Source organism: Kitasatospora sp. NPDC088742 (assembly GCF_055584905.1).
Map to the genome: position 1 here is coordinate 27,482 of NZ_JBVJLD010000065.1, position 17,350 is coordinate 44,831.

Below are 17,350 nucleotides of genomic sequence, written 5' to 3' on the forward strand. Positions count from 1 at the left end.
AAGGAAGCAGTGCGATGGTGACACTCGCCGATGTGGCCAGACACGCCGGCGTCTCGTCCAGCACGGTCAGCTACGCACTCAGCGGCAAGCGTCCGATCTCCGACGAGACCCGGATCCGCATCGAACGGGCCGTCACGGTGCTCGGCTACCACCCCCACGCGGGCGCCCGCGCCCTGGCGGGCAAACGCTCGCACGTCATCGCGCTGGTCGTGCCGCTCCACCCCGAGGTGCACGTGCCCACCATGATGGAGATCGCCATCGCGGTCACCGTGGCCGCCCGCGAACACGGCTACGACGTCCTGCTGCTCACCAACGACGAGGGGCCCGAAGGCGTCCGCCGGGTCGCCGCCACCGGACTCGCCGACGGCGTCATCCTGATGGACGTCCGGCTGGACGACGACCGCGTCCCGGTCCTGCGCGCCGAGGCGATCCCGGCCGCCCTCATCGGCCTGCCCGACGATCCCGGCGGCCTCTCCTGCGTCGACCACGACTTCACCACCGCCGGCGCCCTGTGCGCCGACCACCTGGCCGGCCTCGGCCACCGCGACATCGCCTTCATCGGCTACAGCAACGGCGTCTACCAACGGCACGCCGGCTACGCCGAACGCACCCTGAACGGCTTCCGCGCCCGCGCGGAGCAGCGCGGCCTGCGCTTCCTCCACCGGCCGTGCGAGGGCAGCTACCAGAGCACCGCCGGCACCCTGGCCCGCATCCTCGCGGACCGCCCGGAGACCACCGGGTTCGTGGTGCAGAACGAGAACGCCATCGGCCCGCTGCTCACCCTGCTGCGCGCCGGCGGGCGGACGGTGCCGGAGGACGCCTCCGTCATCGCCATCTGCCCCGACCCGCTGGCCGAACAGCACTCCCCCCGGCTCACCTCCGTGACCAGCCCGGGCAGGGACCTCGGACAGATCGCCGTCCAGCAGGTGGTGGCGAGGATCGCCACGACCGCTGCGGGCTCCCTGCCGGAGGACCAACTCCGCTTGACGGCACCAGAACTGAGGGTCCGTGAAAGCACCGCACCGGCCCCGCACCGTACCTGACACCCCCCGGAAGGGCGGCTCCCAGATGGACATCCGACGGCTCACCGACCGGCTCGGCGGCCTCGCCTTCGGCGGGGACTACAACCCCGAGCAGTGGGACGGGCAGGTCTGGAAGCAGGACGACGAACTGATGCGCCGGGCGAGGGTCAACCTCGCCACCGTGGGCGTCTTCTCCTGGGCCCTGCTGGAGCCCGAGGAGGGCCGGTACGACTTCGGCTGGCTCGACGCCCACCTCGACCGCCTGCACGCGAACGGCGTCGCCGTCGACCTCGCCACCCCGACCGCCTCCCCTCCGCCCTGGTTCTCCCTCGCCCACCCCGACGCCCTGACGGTCCGTCCGGACGGCACCCGCCTCACCCACGGCAGCCGCGACACCTACTGCCTCACCTCCCCCGCCTACCGACGGGCCGCCCTCCGCATCGCCGGCGCCCTCGCCGAACGCTACGGCGACCACCCGGCGCTCGCCCTGTGGCACGTCCACAACGAGTACGTGACGTTCTGCCTGTGCGACCACACCGCGGCCGCCTTCCGGGTCTGGCTACGGGCCCGCCACGGATCGCTGGAGACCCTCAACGAGGCCTGGGGCACGGCCTTCTGGAGCCAGCACTACACCTCGTGGGAGCAGGTCCTGCCGCCCCGCGAGAGCCAGTGGCACCGCAACCCCGGCCAGGCGCTGGACTTCAGCCGCTTCTGGTCCGACGAGACCCTCACCGCCTACCGCGAGCAGCGCGACGCGATCCGCGCCCACAGCGACCGCCCGGTGACCACCAACCTCATGGTGCCCGGCTACCAGACCCTGGACCTGTGGGCCTTCGGCCGCGAGGTCGACCTGGTCTCCATCGACCACTATCCCGTCGCACCCGGTGTGGACGCCGCCGCCCAGGCCGCCTTCGATGCCGACCGCGCCCGCTCGTTCGCGGGCGGCAAGCCCTGGCTGCTGATGGAGCAGGGGACCAACACCGTCTACGCCGGCGGCCGCGTCCTGCCCAAGGAGCCGGGGGAGATCCTGCGGCACTCGCTCGCCCACATCGCCCGCGGCTCGGAGGGGGCGCTGTTCTTCCAGTGGCGCCAGTCCCGGGCGGGCGCCGAGCAGTGGCACTCGGCGATGGTCCCGCACGCCGGCCCCGACAGCCGGATCTTCCGCGAGGTCACGGCGACCGGGGAGGCCGTCGCCCGGCTCGGCGAACTCGCCGGCTCCACCGTCCGCACCGAGGTGGCGGTCCTGCACGACCCGGACGCCTGGTGGGCGATGAACACGGACGGGCTCCCGTCCTCCGAGCTCGACTACTACGCCGCACTGCGCGGCGCCCACCGGGCACTGTGGGACGCCGGCGTCACCACCGGCTTCGCCCACCCCGAGGACGAGCTGAGCCACTGTCAGTTGGTCATCGCCCCGGCCCTGTTCCTCCTCACCGACGCGGGCGCCGAGAACCTGCGCCGCTACGTGGCCGGCGGTGGCACCCTGCTCGTGCAGCACTTCAGCGGCATGGTCGACGGGCGGATGCACGCCCGGATCGGCGGCTACCCGGCCGCACCGCTGCGCGAGGCGCTCGGCATCCGGGTCGAGGAGTACCGCCCGCTCGCCGAGGGCGAGCGGATCACGCTCTCCGACGGCTCGGCGGCCGCCTCCTGGAGCGAGTCGCTGCACACCGAGGGCGCCGAGACGCTGGCCGCCTACACCCACGGCACGCTCGACGGACGCCCGGCGCTCACCCGGCACGCCTTCGGCTCCGGCCACGGCTGGTACCTGTCCACCCGCCTCGACGACGCCGGCTACGCCGCCCTGGTGGGCCGGCTGCTCACCGAGGCCGGGGTCACCCCCGAGCTGCCGGGTCTGCCGCCGGGCGTCGAAGCCGTCACCCGGCACTCCCCGGACGGCCGGAGCTGGCACCTGCTGCTCAACCACCGCCCCGAGGCCGTCCCGCTGCCCCGGCCGGGACACGACCTGCTCACGGACCGGCAGCTGGGCGAGCTGGCACCCGGCGGCTGCGCGGTCCTGCGCGCGAGCTGACCTCCCACGCGTCTCCCCGACGAGGAAGGCACCATGACCGAGCCGCACGAGACGATCCGCTGGGGCCACGACGCCCTGGAGCTGGAGATCGCCCTGGACGGGCAGGGCCCGCCCCGCCTGGTCCGCCTCGGCGCACCGGGCGAGAAGACCGGCGCCCCCGGCGAGAAGACCCCCCGCCCCTCCGCACCGCTGCCGCTGGTGGAGGTGACCACCGCCGGCCTCGGCCGCCACTGGTCGGGCCGGCACCTCGTCAACTCCGTGCTCGGCGCGCGGCTGCGCCACCGCTCCCACCGTTCGGGCCGGGACGGCGACCGGCACGTGCTCACGGTCGAACTCCACGAGCCGGAGACCGGGCTGACCGCCGAGGTGGTCTACCGGTCGCCGGACGGCCTGCCTGTGCTGCGCAGCGAAGTCCTGCTGCGCAACGAGGGCGCGCGGACCCTGCACCTGGAGTCGGTCGGCTCGTTGGTGGCGGGCTGCCTGACCGAGGGCGGCCCGGCGGCGCTGGACGACGCCGAGCTGCTGTGGGCGGAGAACGAGTGGTTCGCCGAATGCCGGTGGCAGCGCCAGCCGTTGCGGGTGTCCTCGCCCGAGCGCAGCGGCCGCTTCCACACCACCTCGGGCCGCAGCAGCCGCGTGGTGGCCGGCCAGGGTGTGTGGTCCAGCTGCGGGCGGCTGCCGATGGGCGGTCTGACGGACCGTCGGTCCGGGCGCACCTGGCTTTGGCAGATCGAGCACAACGGCGGTGGCTGGCGCTGGGAGTGCGGGGTGCGCGACGACACCGCCTACGCGGCGCTGTACGGCCCGAACGACGCCGACCACGGCTGGCGTCACCCGCTGGAGCCCGGCGCCGAGTTCTGCACCGTGCCGGTGGCGCTCGCGCTCTCCTCCGACGGTGGTCCGGACGGTGCCTTCGCCGCGCTCACCCGTTACCGCCGCGCCACCCGCCGGCCGCACCGCGACCACCTCCGGCTGCCGGTGGTCTTCAACGACTACATGAACTGCCTGATGGGCGACCCGACCACCGAGAAGCTGCTGCCGCTGGTGGACGCCGCCGCCGAGGCGGGCTCGGAGTACTTCGTCATCGACGCCGGCTGGTACGACGACGGCGACAACTGGTGGCCGTCCGTCGGGGCCTGGGAGCCGTCGGCCTCGCGCTTCCCCGGGCCGAAGGGGATCCACGAGGTCCTGGACCGGATCCGGGAGCGTGGCATGGTGCCCGGCCTCTGGCTGGAGCCCGAGGCGGTCGGGACGGCCTCGCCGGTCGCCGAGAGCCTGCCGGAGGAGGCGTTCTTCCGGCGTGACGGCCGGCGGGTGGAGGAGGGTGGCGGCCGCCACCACCTGGACCTGCGCCATCCGGCGGCCCGGGCCCACCTGGACGTCGTGGTGGACCGCCTGGTCGGCGAGTGGGGCGTCGGCTACCTCAAGCTCGACCACAACACCGACCCCGGGTCCGGTACCAGCGCGCACCCGGCCGAGGTCCCGGCGGCCGGCCTGCTCGGCCACAACCGGGCCCAACTCGACTGGCTCGACGGCATCCTGGACCGGTACCCGGACCTGGTGCTGGAGAACTGCGCCTCCGGCGGCATGCGGATGGACCACGCCCTGCTCTCCCGGCTCCAGCTGCAGTCCACCAGCGACCAGCAGGACCTGCTGCGCTATGCCCCGATCGCGGCCGCCGCCCCCACCGCCGTCACCCCGGAGCAGGGCGCCGTCTGGGCCTTCCCGCTGCCCGGGGACTCCCTGGACGAAGTCGCCTTCACCATGGCCAACGCGCTCCTCGGCCGCATCCACCTCTCCGGCCGTCTCACCGAACTCACGCCGGAGGCACGGGACTTGGTCCACGAGGCGGTGACCGTCCACAAGTCGATCCGCGCCGATCTGCCGCAGGCGGTGCCCGCCTGGCCGCTCGGTCTCCCGGGCTGGGAGGACCCGTGGCTCGCCCTGGCGCTGCACACCCCGGCCACCACCTACGTCACCGCCTGGCGGCGCTCCGGCGAGCAGACCGCCAGGGATCTCGCCCTCCCCCACCTGGCCGGCGCAGACGTCCGGGCCGAGGTGCTCTACCCGGCCGCCGGCCGGGCCGGGGCCGTCTGGAACCCGGACACCGCCGAACTCACCGTGACCCTCCCGGCGGCCCCGTCCGCCGTCCTGCTCCGCCTCACCAGGGCTGTCGCCGACCGGAGTTGACGTCCGTCCGGAACTCTGGACCCCGAATGCCCGGACCGCCGGCGGGACGCGGCGCGGAGCCGGCGGCGCCCTGTCATGCCCCGCCGCACACGAATCAGCGAGAGGAACCGACCACGTGTCAGATCAGATCCAGCCGGCCGGCACCGTGACCAACCCGGTGATCCCCGGTTTCCACCCCGACCCCAGCGTCTGCCGCGTGGGCGACGACTACTACCTGGCGTGCTCCAGCTTCGAGTACTTCCCCGGCATCCCGGTCTTCCACAGCCGGGACCTGGTGAACTGGACGCAGCTCGGCAACGCCCTGGACCGGCCCAGCCAGCTCCGCCTGCCGCGCGACATGGCGTCCTCCGGGGGCATCTTCGCGCCGACCCTGCGCCACCACGACGGCCGGTTCTGGCTGATCGTCACCAACGTCAGCGACGGCGGCAACATGCTCTTCACCGCCACCGACCCGGCGGGCCCGTGGTCCGACCCGATCCGGCTGCCCGGGGTCCCCGGCATCGACCCGGACCTCGCCTGGGACGAGGACGGCACCTGCTGGTGCACCGTCGCCGGCGTCGCCCAGGTCCGGCTCGACCCGTACACCGGCAAGACCCTCGGCGAGCCGGAGCGGACCTGGTCGGGCACCGGCGGCGCGGCCCCCGAGGCGCCGCACCTGTACCGGATCGGCGACCACTGGTACCTGATGATCGCCGAGGGCGGCACCGAACGCGGCCACGGCGTCTCGATCGCCCGCTCCACCTCCCCCACCGGCCCGTTCGAGTCCTGCCCGGCCAACCCGGTCCTCACCCACCGCAGCACCAACAGGCCGATCCAGAACACCGGCCACGCGGACCTGGTCCAGGCGCCGGACGGCAGTTGGTGGATGGTGCTGCTCGCGGTCCGGCCGCAGGGCGGCACCCCCGGCTGGCACGTGCTCGGCCGGGAGACCTTCCTCGCACCCGTCGAGTGGGTCGACGGCTGGCCGGTGGTCGGCGAGGTCACCCCCGAACTGCCCACCCCCGCCTGGCCGTTGCACCCCGTCGCCGCCGTCCCGGCCCGGGACGACTTCGACCAGGCCGAGCTGCACCCCCAATGGATCTCGGTGCGCGAACGCCCGGAGGGCTCGTGCACCACGAAGGAACGCTCCGGCTGGCTCACCCTGCGCGCCGTCGGCGCCTCCCTGGACGAGAACGACGCGGTGTTCGTCGGCCGCCGGCAGCAGCACCTCTCCTGCCGCGCCCGCACGCTGGTCGATCCGGCCGACGGCCGCGGCGGCCTCGCCGTCCGCCTGGACGAGGAGCACCACTACGAGATCGAGGCGGACGGCGCGGAGGTGAAGGTCTTCGCCCGGATCGGCCCGCTGCGCACCGAGGTCGCCGCGCGGCCGGTGGCCGCCGGGCCGGTGGTGCTCGGCGTCGAGACCGCTCCGGAGCCCCCGCGCGGCTCGCGCACCGGGCCGGACGTCCTCTCCTTCGGCGTCGAGGAGCCCGACGGGACCTTCAGCCCGTTCGCCTCGCTCAGCGGCCGCTACCTGTCCACCGAGGTGGCCGGCGGCTTCACCGGCCGGGTCATCGGCATGTACGCCGCCGAAGGCACCGTCCACTTCGACCGCTTCGACTACGAGCCCCTTCCGCTCCCCTGACCACCCGTCAGGGGCTCCCCCACCCCGTCCGCGACGAAAGGGACACCCCGTGAACCACACCCAGCAGACCACCCGCCCCCGCGGCCGCCGGCTCCACCGCACGGCCGCCCTCGTGGTGGCCCTGGCCACCGCCGGAAGCCTCGGCGGCACCGCCGTCGCCGCACCGGCCGACCACCACGACAAGACCCGGGACCGGGCGGTCTACGTCCCGCAGGACCCGATGGCCGCGGTCGCCGCCATGCAGCCCAGCTGGAACCTCGGCAACACACTGGACGCCATCCCCGGCGAGACCTCCTGGGGCAACCCGCTCACCACCAAGGCGACCTTCGACGGCCTCAAGGCCCAGGGCTTCCGCAGCGTCCGCATCCCGGTCACCTGGACCGACCACCAGTCCGCCACCGCGCCCTACACCATCGACCCGGCCTGGATGGCACGGGTCAAGCAGGTGGTCGACTGGGCCCTGGCGGACGGCCTCTACGTCGAGATCAACGTGCACCACGACTCCTGGCAGTGGATCAGGTTCATGTCCACCGACCACGACAACGTCATGTCCCGGTTCAACTCCACCTGGCAGCAGATCGCCACCGCCTTCAAGGACGAGCCCCGCGCGCTGCTCATGGAGAGCATCAACGAGCCCCAGTTCGCCGACGCGACCGACGCCCAGAAGACCCAGTACCTGCGCGAGCTCAACACCTCCTTCCACCGCATCGTCCGCAACTCCGGCGGGATGAACAAGGACCGCCTGCTGGTGCTGCCCTCGGAGGAGACCAACAACGCCCAGCACTGGCTCGACGACCTGTCGACGACGATCAACTCGCTGAACGACCGCAACCTGGTCGCCACCGTGCACTACTACAGCTGGTACCCGTTCAGCGTGAACATCGCCAACGGCCCGACCTACGACGCCACGGCGCAGAAGGACCTGACCGAGGGCTTCCGCCGGGTGCACGACACCCTCGTCGCCAAGGGCATCCCGGTCTACCTCGGCGAGTACGGCCTGCTCACCTCGCCCTACTCCGGCGTGGTCGAGCGCGGCGAGATGCTGAAGTACTTCGAGCACGTCGCCTACGAGGCCCGGATCAACGGCCTGACCACCGCGGTCTGGGACGCCTACAACGACTTCCTGAACCGCTCCACCATGCAGTGGGTGGTCCCCGAGATGAAGTCCCTGATGCAGACCTCCTGGCGGACCCGCTCGGGCACCGCCTCCACCGACAACCTCTTCCTGCCGAAGTCCGGCACCATCGCGGCGCAGACCGTCACGCTGAACCGCAACGGCCAGTGGTTCACCGGTCTGTGGCAGGGCGACACCCCACTGATGCCGTACCGCGACTACACCCTCAACGGTGACCAGCTCACCCTGACCGCCGACGCCCTCACCCGCCTGGCCGGAAACCGTGCCGCCGGGGTCAACGCCACCCTTGAGGTCCGGTACTCCGACGGCGTGCCGTGGAAGCTCTTCGTGCGCTCGTACGCCAAGCCGGTGATGTCCGGTGCCACCGGAACGGCCGACGGCCTCACCATCCCGACCCGGTTCGACGGCTCCCTGATGGCCAACGTGGAGTCCACCTACGCCGACGGCACCGCCGCCGGCCCGGCCTCCTGGACCACCTACCAGTCCTTCGACAACTTCCGCGCCGACTACGGCGCCAACACCACCCTGATCAAGGCCGACTTCCTCAAGTCGCTGAAGGACGACGCCCCGGTGACGCTCACCTTCCGCTTCTGGACCGGTGCGACCGTCACCTACCACCTGACCAAGTCCGGCAACACGGTGACCGGCACCGCCTCCTGACGCTCCGACACCCCGCTCCCGGTCGCCTCTCCCCCGGGCTGCCGGGAGCGGGTCCCGGCGGTACACGAAGTCCACGGCGATCCTCGAGGGATTCCAGGCGCTCGGTGCCACCACCGTACGCCTGGGGTTCAACTCGGCGACCACGTCAGGGACTTGGTTGAACAGCTACACCGCATCACTGGACGCCGCCACCGCGCTGGGCATGAACGTGGTCGTCGCGCCGTGGCTGCAGGGCGGGAAGGTCAGTCCTCGATCACGTGCAGCCCTTCCTCGCGCCCTTCGGAACTCAGCGCCGGGGGTCGCCAGGTGAAGCGTGGCCGAAACGGGCGCGTGGCCTCAGTACCAGACGGAGAACGTGGCGTCGGCTCGGCCGGTGGCGGTGGAGATCGGGTCGATGCGCAGCCCGTAGTTGAAGTGCCGGATGTAGCGGTCCGGGTAGTTGTGGGAGCGGAACGACGACCAGGACGGGTCGGCGAGCCCGGCCGTCTTGTGGAAGGTGGCGTCCTGGGCGAACTTCACGCTGCCGTCGTTGGCCTCCAGCCGCAGCTGGTAGTTGAGGTGCCGCAGATAGCGGGTCGGCTGCGTGGCGGACTGGAAGGAGACGCCGAAGGAGTCGGCCAGACCTGCCACCAGCTTCCACTGCGAGTCGGTGTAGGGGTCGAACGGGTACGGGTCGATGCGGCCGAGGGAGTCGGCCTGCCGCCAGTACCTGTCGGGGAAGTTGTAGGACTTCAGCCGGTTCCAGGCGGGCCTTCCCCAGGTGGCGATCAGGTTGTCGTAGACGGTCCGGGGGATCGGCTTGATGTCGGCGTGCTTGGAGTTCAGCGGCTGGGTGTGGAGGCGCCGGTCGGTGGCGGTCCAGGTGCCGGTGGAGAGGTCACTGGTCTGCCAGGTGCAGAAGAGTGCGTTGGCGTCGCCCCACAGGTACCAGGTGCCGGCGGCCTCGGCGAGGATCGGGCCCTCGATGCCTCCCTGAGGCGCCAGGCCCGAGGTGAACTGGGTGAAGCTGCCGGGAGCGAGGGAGGTGGACTTCGCACCCGTGAGGCTGTTGTGGCCTTTGTAGTACAGGTAGTTGACGCCGTTGACGTCCTTCACCAGGGTGCCGTCGATGATGTCGTATCCGGGGTCGAAGAAGACCTGCGGCGACGTCACGGTCTGGAAGTCCGTGGTGTAGTTGACCATGATCACGTTGTGGCCGCTGCTGTTGACGGCCGAGTAGATGATGGCGTACTGGCCGCGGGAGGGGTCCCAGAAGGCGTCGGGCGCCCAGGTGTGGGTGGCCATGTCGTGCAGTTTCAGCAGGCGGTAGTTGTCGAAGGAGCGCAGGTCGGCGGAGTCCCAGACGTGGATGTACGGGCTCTTCCTGCTCCAGTCGGTGCCCTTCAGGTTGGTCGCCATGACGACGTAGGTGCCGTCCTGCTTGGGCACGATGACGGGATCGCGCAGGCCGCCGTCGCCCGCGGTCGGGGTCACGACGGGGTTGTTCTGGTTCAGCGGCATCCACTGCAGCGCGTCGGTGCTGACGGCGAGGTGCAGACCGTAGTCCGTGCCGAGGTTTCTCGGTGACTGGGTGAAGTAGGCCATGACGAACGGGGAGGTCGTCGCTGCGCTCGCGGACCGGCTGCCGAGGGTCAGCACGCCGGTGGTGGACAGCGGCACGGCCGCGGCCATGCCGAGGAAGAGCCGGCGCGACGGGAGGGGTGGTGCGCTCATCTGGTGCCTCCGGGGCGTAGGAAGGTGCGGGCCGATGGAGAACCCGTGGGCGGCTCCGGCCGGGAGCCGCCCACGGGTTCGGTCCTCGTCAGTTCCAGGGAGCCGCGGTGAGCCAACTGGTGTCCTGGGCCCACGACTTGGTGTTGTCCCAGGCGTTGGTGCCGCCGTTGCCGGCGATGTAGGCCGTGTAGTTGTAGTGGCGGATGTACTTGGCCGGGAAGTTGGAGGACTGGAAGGAGGTGCCGACTCCGCTGTTGCCCGCGGTGGGGCAGAAGGTGGCGTCCTTCGCGAACGAGCTGACGCCGTTGTCCGTGTTCAGGTAGAGCTGGTAGTTGGAGTGGTGCAGGAACTGGCCGGGCCTGTCGGCGGACTCGAAGGTCAGGCACGAGGTGTCGGCCAGTCCGGCGCGGACGATCCAGGTGGCATTGGCCTTGTCGGTGGCCGAACTGGCGGAGTTGATGCTGGAGATGACGACCTTGGTATCGGCGCTGTCGTGGCGTAGGTAGTGGGAGGTGCAGCAGGGCGCGGTGGTGGCCTGCAGGGAGATCCGGGAGCCGGGGGTGAGGGTTCCGGTACTGGTCGAGCCGCTGTCGTAGCCGGCGGCGGTGATGTTGGCCTGGACGGCGTTCTCGGTGGCGTCCGAGGGGTAGCCCTGGGTCATGACGCCTTCGTAGAAGGTGCCTTGGCCGGTGTTGCTGTTGTCGCCGCCGATGCCGAGGATGATCGCACCCTGCTTCTTCATCGGGTTGTAGCCGGTGGCGTTGGGGCGCACGCCGTCGTAGAAGGTGGACAGGCCGCCCGACTGGGCGTTGCCGCCGCGGATCGCCCAGTGGTTCGGGCCGCCCTTGACGATGGCGGTCGTGAACCGGTGGTTGATGGTCGGGTCCCCCGGGTTCACGCCGCGGTTGACCCCGGAGAACAGTCCGTTCTCCAGGTCGGCCATGATCCAGGGGCCGCTGCCGCTACCGGAGCCCCAGCCCGTGCTGTTGCCGAAGTAGATGGCCTCCATGGTGCCGTTGCCGTCGTCGTTGCCGGTCGTCTCGGCGTTTCCGTAGTCGAAGCAGCAGCCGGCGTTGTAGTGCGTGCCGTCGAAGATGGCGTACATGCCCTCGGGCTGGTCACCGACCGCGATGCCGTTGGTGTTGTTGTTCCGGTAGCCGGTGCCGGGGGCCACGTAGACGCCGTACGCCTTGTGGCCGGCGACGGTGACCGGCGCTTCGAAGGCGTTGGCCAGGTTGTCGTTCCCGTTCTCGGCCGGGCCGGGCCAGTGGCCCTTGAGCGCCTGGGTGAGGTTGTTGCCCTTGGGCGACTGGTCGTAGATGACGGTGATGACGCAGCTGGTGTGCACGCAGAAGGCGTCCTGCGCGGCGGCGTCGGCGTATCCGCCCGCGCTCAGCAGGCCGATGTTCTTGGTCGCGTTGTCGGACGCGCGCTTGACCTGGTACAGCGGACCGTTGTACGTCCCGTACAGGGCGCGGGTTGTGCTGTGCGCGGCGACGCAGGGAGTGCCGCCTCCGGCGTAGATGTCGCACGGCCCCTGGGTGGCGGCCTGCGAGGTGGTGGCTGTGGCGGTGAGCAGGCCGGCGGCGAGCGCGGCGGTGGCACCGGCCGCGAGCACCGCGCGCCCGGCACTGCGTATCCACGGTGGCTTGATCACGACAGACTCCTTCATCGGGCGGGGGTATGAGGGTGAGCGGACACAGCCATGCTGTTCGGCCGTGCGGACGTGGCAGGTCGGGGCGACGTATCGACGCCGGCTCCGGCACTTCCGGCGATGCGGTTCAGCTGGTCACGCGGAAGGTGGCGTCGCCGCGAGCCGTCGTGGTGGCGATGGGGTCGAGCTTCAACTGGTAGGCGTAGTGCCGGATGTAGCGGTCCGGGTGGTTGTAGGACTGGAACGACGACCAGGTGGGATCGGCGAGGCCGGCGACCTTGTTGAAGGTGGCGTCCGCGGCGAACTGGGCGCTGCCGTCGTTGCGGACGAGCTGGAAGTCGTAGTTCGCGTGCCGCAGGAAGTAACCGGGGTAGTTCACCGACTCGAAGGAGACGGTGCCGGTGCCCGCCAGACCCGGCCGCAGCCGGAACCGGGAGTCGTCCAGCGGGCTGACGTTCGCGTCGATCCGCACGTCGAAACCGCTCTGACGCACGTACCGCTCCTGGAAGTTGAACGACTGCAACCGCTGCGCGGGAGTGTTGGGCCAGCGGGCCAGCACCCGGCTCTCCTCGGCCGCCGTCAGGGTCGTGATGGCACCGTGCCGCTTCGCGGTGCCGCCCATGTCGTAGCTGGTCGTCGGCTGGAGCCGGTAGGTGCTGACGTCGAACGGGTTGGTCGTCAGGATCGGCCGGTACTCGCGGACGCCCTGCGGGTTGTTGTAGTCGATGTAGAGGGCCCACTCGGCACGGTCCCTGAACTTCATCCAGACCGGGCCTTCGACCACGTTGCCGGTGAGGCCGATGCTGGAGAGGTTGCCGAGGTTGGTCCACGTCCCCAGGATCGAGTTGGTGCCCTCGACGTTGTTCTGGCCGTCGCCGGAGACCCGCAGGTAACGGTAGGGGCCGGTGCCGGCGGGTACCTCGGTCATCTGGGTGTCGACGACCGGCGTGGTGCCGGGCGGGTCGATCCAGATCTGCGGGGTGGTGATGGTGCGGAAGTCCGTGGTGCGGGCGGAGTAGATGCGGTACTTGAAGACGCCGTTCACCGTGGCGTTCGTCGCCCAGTACAGGACGTAGTCGTTGGTCTCCGGGTTCCAGATCGCCTCCGGCGCCCACGCGTTCTTCCCGCCGGGGACCAGCCCGGCGGCGCCGAGCAGCCACGGCTCCGACCACGTCACCAGGTCCGTCGACTCCCACACCACGAAGTCGGGGCTGCCGTTCTGGTACGTCGAGCCGCAGCGGATGCACAGGTCGGTGGCGACGATCCAGTACTTGCTGCCGTCGGGAGAGCGCACCAGCGCGGGGTCGCGCACCCCCTTCGTACCGATCCTCGCGTTCAGGACCGGCGCCCCGCCGTTGAGGTCACTCCAGTGCAGGCCGTCCGTGCTGTGTGCGAGGTACAGCATCTGCCCGCTCGCGGAATCGCCGGTGAAGTGCACCATCAGGTAACCCGGATCAGCGGCGGCCGCACGCTGAGGGGCGGCCACCACCGCCCCGGCGAAGAGCAGGAAAACGGCGAGCAGCAGCGGCGACAGCCGGGTACCGAGCGCGGACATGGCATCTCCTCATCGTTCTGTGCATGCACCAGGGCGAAGGGGCAAACGGGGGTGGCGGGCCCGACTGACCCCCTCCTACCGAGTGCGGCACGTGGAGCCCTGGTGACGGCGGGAGTACACAGCCCGGTAGTGCGAGCGGACGGGCAGCGCCGCTTCCAGGCGGCTTGCGTGAACCGGAAGTGACGCCACTGTTTCGTTCCGATGAGATTGTTAACGCTAACAATTGGGCCGACAAGAGGAAGTGCGCGCCGTTGCCCAATCGTGACCTGCTTGACCACGGCTCAACCCCCCACAGCAGCAGCACCGTTGAGGGCAGGCGGCCACAACTGCCGTCCGCACGGTCAGGATCGTTCGTGGTCGGCTGCCGGATCGGCTACCTCTGGGCTTGCTCCGCTTTGACGGACACCGTCGTTGTGGTGGTCAGGCCGCCAGGACGGTTTCGTACCCAGCGGGGCTCGTCGATCAACTCCCGCTTCAGCGTGGCGAAGAAGGGCTCGGCGAGCGCATTGCCCAGCACTGCCCGGCGCGGCCGACTGGCAGTCGAAGGCTGAACTCCGTTGCCAGAAAGCCGAATTCGCGACTGAGGTACTGGCAGCCGCGATCCGAGTGGAAGATTGCCGGGCCGTTCGGGCGGCGCTGGTGGCAGGCGGTGCGAAGGGCGTCGGCGACGAGTTCGGTCCGCGGGTGGTCGGCGGTGGCCCAGCCGATGACGCGGCGCGAGGCGATGTCGATGACGGTGGCCGGGTAGAGCCGGCCCTCGGTGGCCGGGACATAGGTGCTGTTGCCGCACCAACGCCGGTCGAGTGCTTCGTGGTTGGGCTCGAAGTCGCGCAGGACCAGGTCGGGACGGGCGGCGGCGTTCGGGGCGGGGACCGTGGTGCGCTGTCCTCGCCGGCGGTGCGGGCCCGTCAGGCCGGCTCGTCGCATCAGGCGGGCGATGCGGCGTCGGCCGCACCGCCCGCCGTCCCGCTGGAGCACGGCGTGGACACGCGGGGACCACAGTCTCGGCGTGGACACCACCAGGCGACGGGCCGCCGCAACCATGACCGGCGGCGGCTCGCCGGCCCCTCAACCGGATAGATCACAGAGTCGCTTCGGTGTACCAGTCGGGCGGGCGCGGACGGTCAGACGGCCTTGGCGAGCCAGGCGGTGGCGTTCAACGCAAGGGCGGCGTTGGTGCCGGCCGGGTCGTTCCAGCCGTCGTAGAGGGTATTGCCGGACTGCCCCGTGCCGTCGTCGGCCGGCGAGCTGTCGCCCCAGATCGCCACCCGGCCGCTGCCGAAGGCGGAGGTCACGAAGAAGGCACCGGTGTTGCCGCTGTAGCCGGTGCGGTAGACCAGTCCCTTGACGGCCGGGTTGTCGGCGGGCTTGAGGGTGAAGGTGGTACCGGCGCGGAGGATCGAGCCGGTGACCTTGCCGGAGGGGCCGTTGAGCACGGGGTTGGTGCTGTCGGCGATGGCGCGGGGGTTGTCGGTGGAGATGTTCTTGAGGTCCACCGAGAAGCCGAACGGGTCGGTGTTGTTGACGCCGTTGCTGGTCATCAGGTCGTTGATGATGGCCGGCGAGTCCCAGCCGTCGTTGTTGCGGTCGCTCTGGGTGTGGTCCGAGATCAGGAACAGGCCGCCACCGTTCTGGACGAACCTCATGATCGCGGTCTTCTCGGTGGTGCTGAACCTGATGTTCGGCTCAGGGATCACGAAGGTGTCGAAGTTCGCGAGGTCCAGTGTGCCGCCGGTTCCGTAGGTGATGGTCGAGCCCGACGGGAGCGTCTTCAGGCTGTACTGCCCGGCCTTCTGGAGGGCGACGCCCCAGGCGGAGATCCCGCCCGTCCAGCTCTTCTCGGTGGTGGGGTTGGCGTTCTGGGCCAGCGGGTCGGGCTGGCTGGTGGAGATGATCCAGTCGGCGTTGCCGGCCGTCTCCCCTTTGCTGTTGTCGAACAGGATCCGGTGGGGTGTGGCCGCCGCGGCGGGAGCGGCCGGGCCTGCGAGCCCGGTCACGGTGGCCGCGAGGAGGGCCGAGGCGGCGAGAGCCGCGCTGGTGCGCATGTTACGTACGGCGATCATCTTCCGTTCCTCCTACTGGAGTTGGGGGCGAACGGGCGGCGGTATCCGCGTGCAGACCCGAGTATCCGCGCGTAGATAGAACCGCGGAAGACGGAGGAGGTAACAGAAACATGTCAGGCGCATGACGTCTTCCGGACACCGCGTCAGGCCGGCGCTCCGTACGTGGACTGCAGGTCTCACTCGTCGTCGCTGAACACCTCGTTGAGCAGGGCGCCGCCCACCAGGCCGGCGGCGCCGGCACCGAGTAGCGCACCGGTGCCGAATCGGCGGCCCCCCTCGGGCCGGTCGTGGCCGGGCATGTGGGCATAACCCTGCTGGGGGTAGCCCTGCTGCGGGTATCCCTGCTGTGCCGGCTGCGGATACCCGTCGGTCTGCGACGGGGAGTAGAACGGCGGCGGGGTCGTGGTGGTGCGATGGGCGCAGCCGCCGCAGGCGTGGATCTGGCGGGGCACGCCCCACTGCGGGTACCACAGGACGGCCGTGGTGCCGACGCCGTGCGAGGGGTCGAAGAAGCAGGTCATGGTTGAACTCCCTGAAGATTTCTTGGACATGGGGATGGTCGGGGCAGGACCGGGCGTCGGCGCCGGGACCGGGGCGGACGCGGGCAACGGTGCGGGGACGGGCAGTGGCGTGGAGGGCTGCAGCACGTCCACACCGAAGTCGGTGGCGACCCCGGCGAGCCCGGAGGCGTAACCCTGGCCGATGGCACGGAACTTCCAGCCACCACCGTGCCGGTACAGCTCGCCGAAGAGCATGGCCGTCTCCGTCTCACTGCCCGTCAAGTCGTATCTGGCCACCTCGGTGGCGGTGATCGGGTCGACCACGCGGATGTGAGCGTTCGTCACCAGGGCGAAGGACTGGCGCCGACCGTCGGCGTCGTAGATCGCGGCGGCGAACACGATGCGCTCGACGGCGGCGGGTACGGCGGGCAGGTCGGCCTCGATCCGCTCGCGGTCTCCAGAGGTGGCGTCCGCGAAGTCGCCGCCGCAGTGGCGGACCGAACCTTCCGGGGTGCGCAGGTTGTTGAAGAACACGAAGTGCTGCTCGGTCAGCACCCGGCCGGACGCGTCGCACAGCAGGGCGCTCGCGTCGAGGTCGACACCGGGGGCCGTGCTCCAGCCGAGCCCGACGGTGACGAGGCCGGGAGCCGCCTCGACGAGGGAGACGTTGCCACCCTTCGCCAGCCTGATGGTCATCGACCGTTCTCCTTTTCTGCTGTCGGCGGTTATCGGACGAACCTTGCGGGTTTGGTGGCAAGGTTGACGAGGTACTCCAGCGGCCCGCGGCGGAAGAAGCGGGACCAGACGCCGGCGAAGACGACGGCACCGGCGATGAACCAGAGCAGCGCCGTCGCGGAAGTGCCGTTGTTGCCGAGCGGAACGCCCAGCGACATGGACACCACGAAGTGAACCGTTCCGGGTTCGGCGGAGACTCGATTTCGTGTAAGGATTCGAGTCATGGCACGTCCCTCCTCCTACCCGCTTGAGCTGCGCCGTCGTGCGGTGCGCATGGTCGCTGAAGTGCTCGGTGACTACCCGAACGAGTCCGCGGCGCTGAAGGCCGTCGCTGAGAAGCTGGGCATCGGCTCGACCGAGACGCTGCGCAAGTGGGTCCGTCAGGACCAGGTCGACTCCGGGCAGCGGTCCGGCACGACCACGGAGGAGTCCGCGCAGATGAAGGCGTTGAAGAAGGAGAACGCCGA

The 17,350-nt window shown here is 70.6% G+C and carries 12 protein-coding genes and 1 pseudogene; 6 read left to right on the forward strand and 7 right to left on the reverse strand.

Going from position 1 to position 17,350, the window contains the following annotated elements; translation table 11 throughout:
- Window positions 1–14 precede the first annotated feature (14 nt).
- The 5 genes from ACZ6ZR_RS34665 (at window position 15) to ACZ6ZR_RS34685 (ending at window position 8,663) form a co-directional block, all read left to right on the forward strand.
- On the forward strand, window positions 15–1,043 hold the full coding sequence (locus ACZ6ZR_RS34665) for a LacI family DNA-binding transcriptional regulator (RefSeq protein ID WP_465649326.1): 1,029 nt from the start codon (window positions 15–17) through the stop codon (window positions 1,041–1,043).
- A gap of 25 nt (window positions 1,044–1,068) precedes the next feature.
- The gene (locus ACZ6ZR_RS34670; protein ID WP_465649328.1) at window positions 1,069–3,054 is read left to right on the forward strand and encodes a beta-galactosidase; all 1,986 of its coding nucleotides are present in this window, start codon (window positions 1,069–1,071) and stop codon (window positions 3,052–3,054) included.
- A 33-nt stretch (window positions 3,055–3,087) separates the two neighbouring features.
- Window positions 3,088–5,244 carry a glycoside hydrolase family 36 protein gene (locus ACZ6ZR_RS34675; protein ID WP_465649330.1) on the forward strand — a complete coding sequence of 719 codons (2,157 nt, stop codon included), beginning with the start codon at window positions 3,088–3,090 and terminating at the stop codon, window positions 5,242–5,244.
- Between the two features lie 115 nt (window positions 5,245–5,359).
- Window positions 5,360–6,868: a glycoside hydrolase family 43 protein gene (locus tag ACZ6ZR_RS34680; protein ID WP_465649332.1), complete on the forward strand. Its 1,509-nt coding sequence runs from the start codon at window positions 5,360–5,362 to the stop codon at window positions 6,866–6,868.
- A gap of 49 nt (window positions 6,869–6,917) precedes the next feature.
- Window positions 6,918–8,663: a cellulase family glycosylhydrolase gene (locus tag ACZ6ZR_RS34685; protein WP_465649334.1), complete on the forward strand. Its 1,746-nt coding sequence runs from the start codon at window positions 6,918–6,920 to the stop codon at window positions 8,661–8,663.
- Window positions 8,664–8,999: 336 nt separating this feature from the next.
- Here ACZ6ZR_RS34685 and ACZ6ZR_RS34690 read toward each other — a convergent pair whose 3' ends face one another.
- The 7 genes and pseudogenes from ACZ6ZR_RS34690 to ACZ6ZR_RS34720 form a co-directional block, all read right to left on the reverse strand.
- Window positions 9,000–10,376, reverse strand: coding sequence for a glycoside hydrolase family 43 protein (locus tag ACZ6ZR_RS34690; RefSeq protein ID WP_465649336.1), 1,377 nt, complete (start codon window positions 10,374–10,376; stop codon window positions 9,000–9,002).
- An 88-nt stretch (window positions 10,377–10,464) separates the two neighbouring features.
- Window positions 10,465–12,048, reverse strand: a complete 1,584-nt coding sequence (locus ACZ6ZR_RS34695; protein ID WP_465649338.1) for an alpha-L-arabinofuranosidase B — start codon at window positions 12,046–12,048, stop codon at window positions 10,465–10,467.
- 109 nt (window positions 12,049–12,157) lie between these two features.
- Window positions 12,158–13,585: a glycoside hydrolase family 43 protein gene (locus ACZ6ZR_RS34700; RefSeq protein WP_465649339.1), complete on the reverse strand. Its 1,428-nt coding sequence runs from the start codon at window positions 13,583–13,585 to the stop codon at window positions 12,158–12,160.
- 474 nt (window positions 13,586–14,059) lie between these two features.
- Complete coding sequence (locus ACZ6ZR_RS34705; protein ID WP_465649341.1) at window positions 14,060–14,629, reverse strand: transposase; 570 nt, start codon at window positions 14,627–14,629, stop codon at window positions 14,060–14,062.
- 80 nt (window positions 14,630–14,709) lie between these two features.
- Window positions 14,710–15,648 (reverse strand): hydrolase, encoded by a 939-nt coding sequence (locus ACZ6ZR_RS34710; protein ID WP_465649343.1) that lies wholly within the window; start codon window positions 15,646–15,648, stop codon window positions 14,710–14,712.
- A gap of 644 nt (window positions 15,649–16,292) precedes the next feature.
- A pseudogene (locus tag ACZ6ZR_RS34715) lies at window positions 16,293–16,844 on the reverse strand (TerD family protein); the annotation flags it as partial.
- Window positions 16,845–16,873: 29 nt separating this feature from the next.
- Window positions 16,874–17,041: a DUF418 domain-containing protein gene (locus tag ACZ6ZR_RS34720; protein WP_465649345.1), complete on the reverse strand. Its 168-nt coding sequence runs from the start codon at window positions 17,039–17,041 to the stop codon at window positions 16,874–16,876.
- 64 nt (window positions 17,042–17,105) lie between these two features.
- Between ACZ6ZR_RS34720 and ACZ6ZR_RS34725 the strand changes: the two genes are divergently transcribed.
- Window positions 17,106–17,350: transposase (locus ACZ6ZR_RS34725; protein ID WP_465649347.1), on the forward strand; the 245-nt coding region annotated here is incomplete at its 3' end.

Coding starts and splice junctions, on each gene's coding strand:
- ACZ6ZR_RS34675 (WP_465649330.1), top strand. CDS start 3,088: ATGACCGAGCCGCACGAGACGATCCGCTGGGGCCACGACGCCCTGGAG.
- ACZ6ZR_RS34720 (WP_465649345.1), bottom strand. CDS start 17,041: ATGTCGCTGGGCGTTCCGCTCGGCAACAACGGCACTTCCGCGACGGCG.
- ACZ6ZR_RS34705 (WP_465649341.1), bottom strand. CDS start 14,629: ATGGTTGCGGCGGCCCGTCGCCTGGTGGTGTCCACGCCGAGACTGTGG.
- ACZ6ZR_RS34665 (WP_465649326.1), top strand. CDS start 15: ATGGTGACACTCGCCGATGTGGCCAGACACGCCGGCGTCTCGTCCAGC.
- ACZ6ZR_RS34690 (WP_465649336.1), bottom strand. CDS start 10,376: ATGAGCGCACCACCCCTCCCGTCGCGCCGGCTCTTCCTCGGCATGGCC.
- ACZ6ZR_RS34670 (WP_465649328.1), top strand. CDS start 1,069: ATGGACATCCGACGGCTCACCGACCGGCTCGGCGGCCTCGCCTTCGGC.
- ACZ6ZR_RS34710 (WP_465649343.1), bottom strand. CDS start 15,648: ATGATCGCCGTACGTAACATGCGCACCAGCGCGGCTCTCGCCGCCTCG.
- ACZ6ZR_RS34700 (WP_465649339.1), bottom strand. CDS start 13,585: ATGTCCGCGCTCGGTACCCGGCTGTCGCCGCTGCTGCTCGCCGTTTTC.
- ACZ6ZR_RS34695 (WP_465649338.1), bottom strand. CDS start 12,048: ATGAAGGAGTCTGTCGTGATCAAGCCACCGTGGATACGCAGTGCCGGG.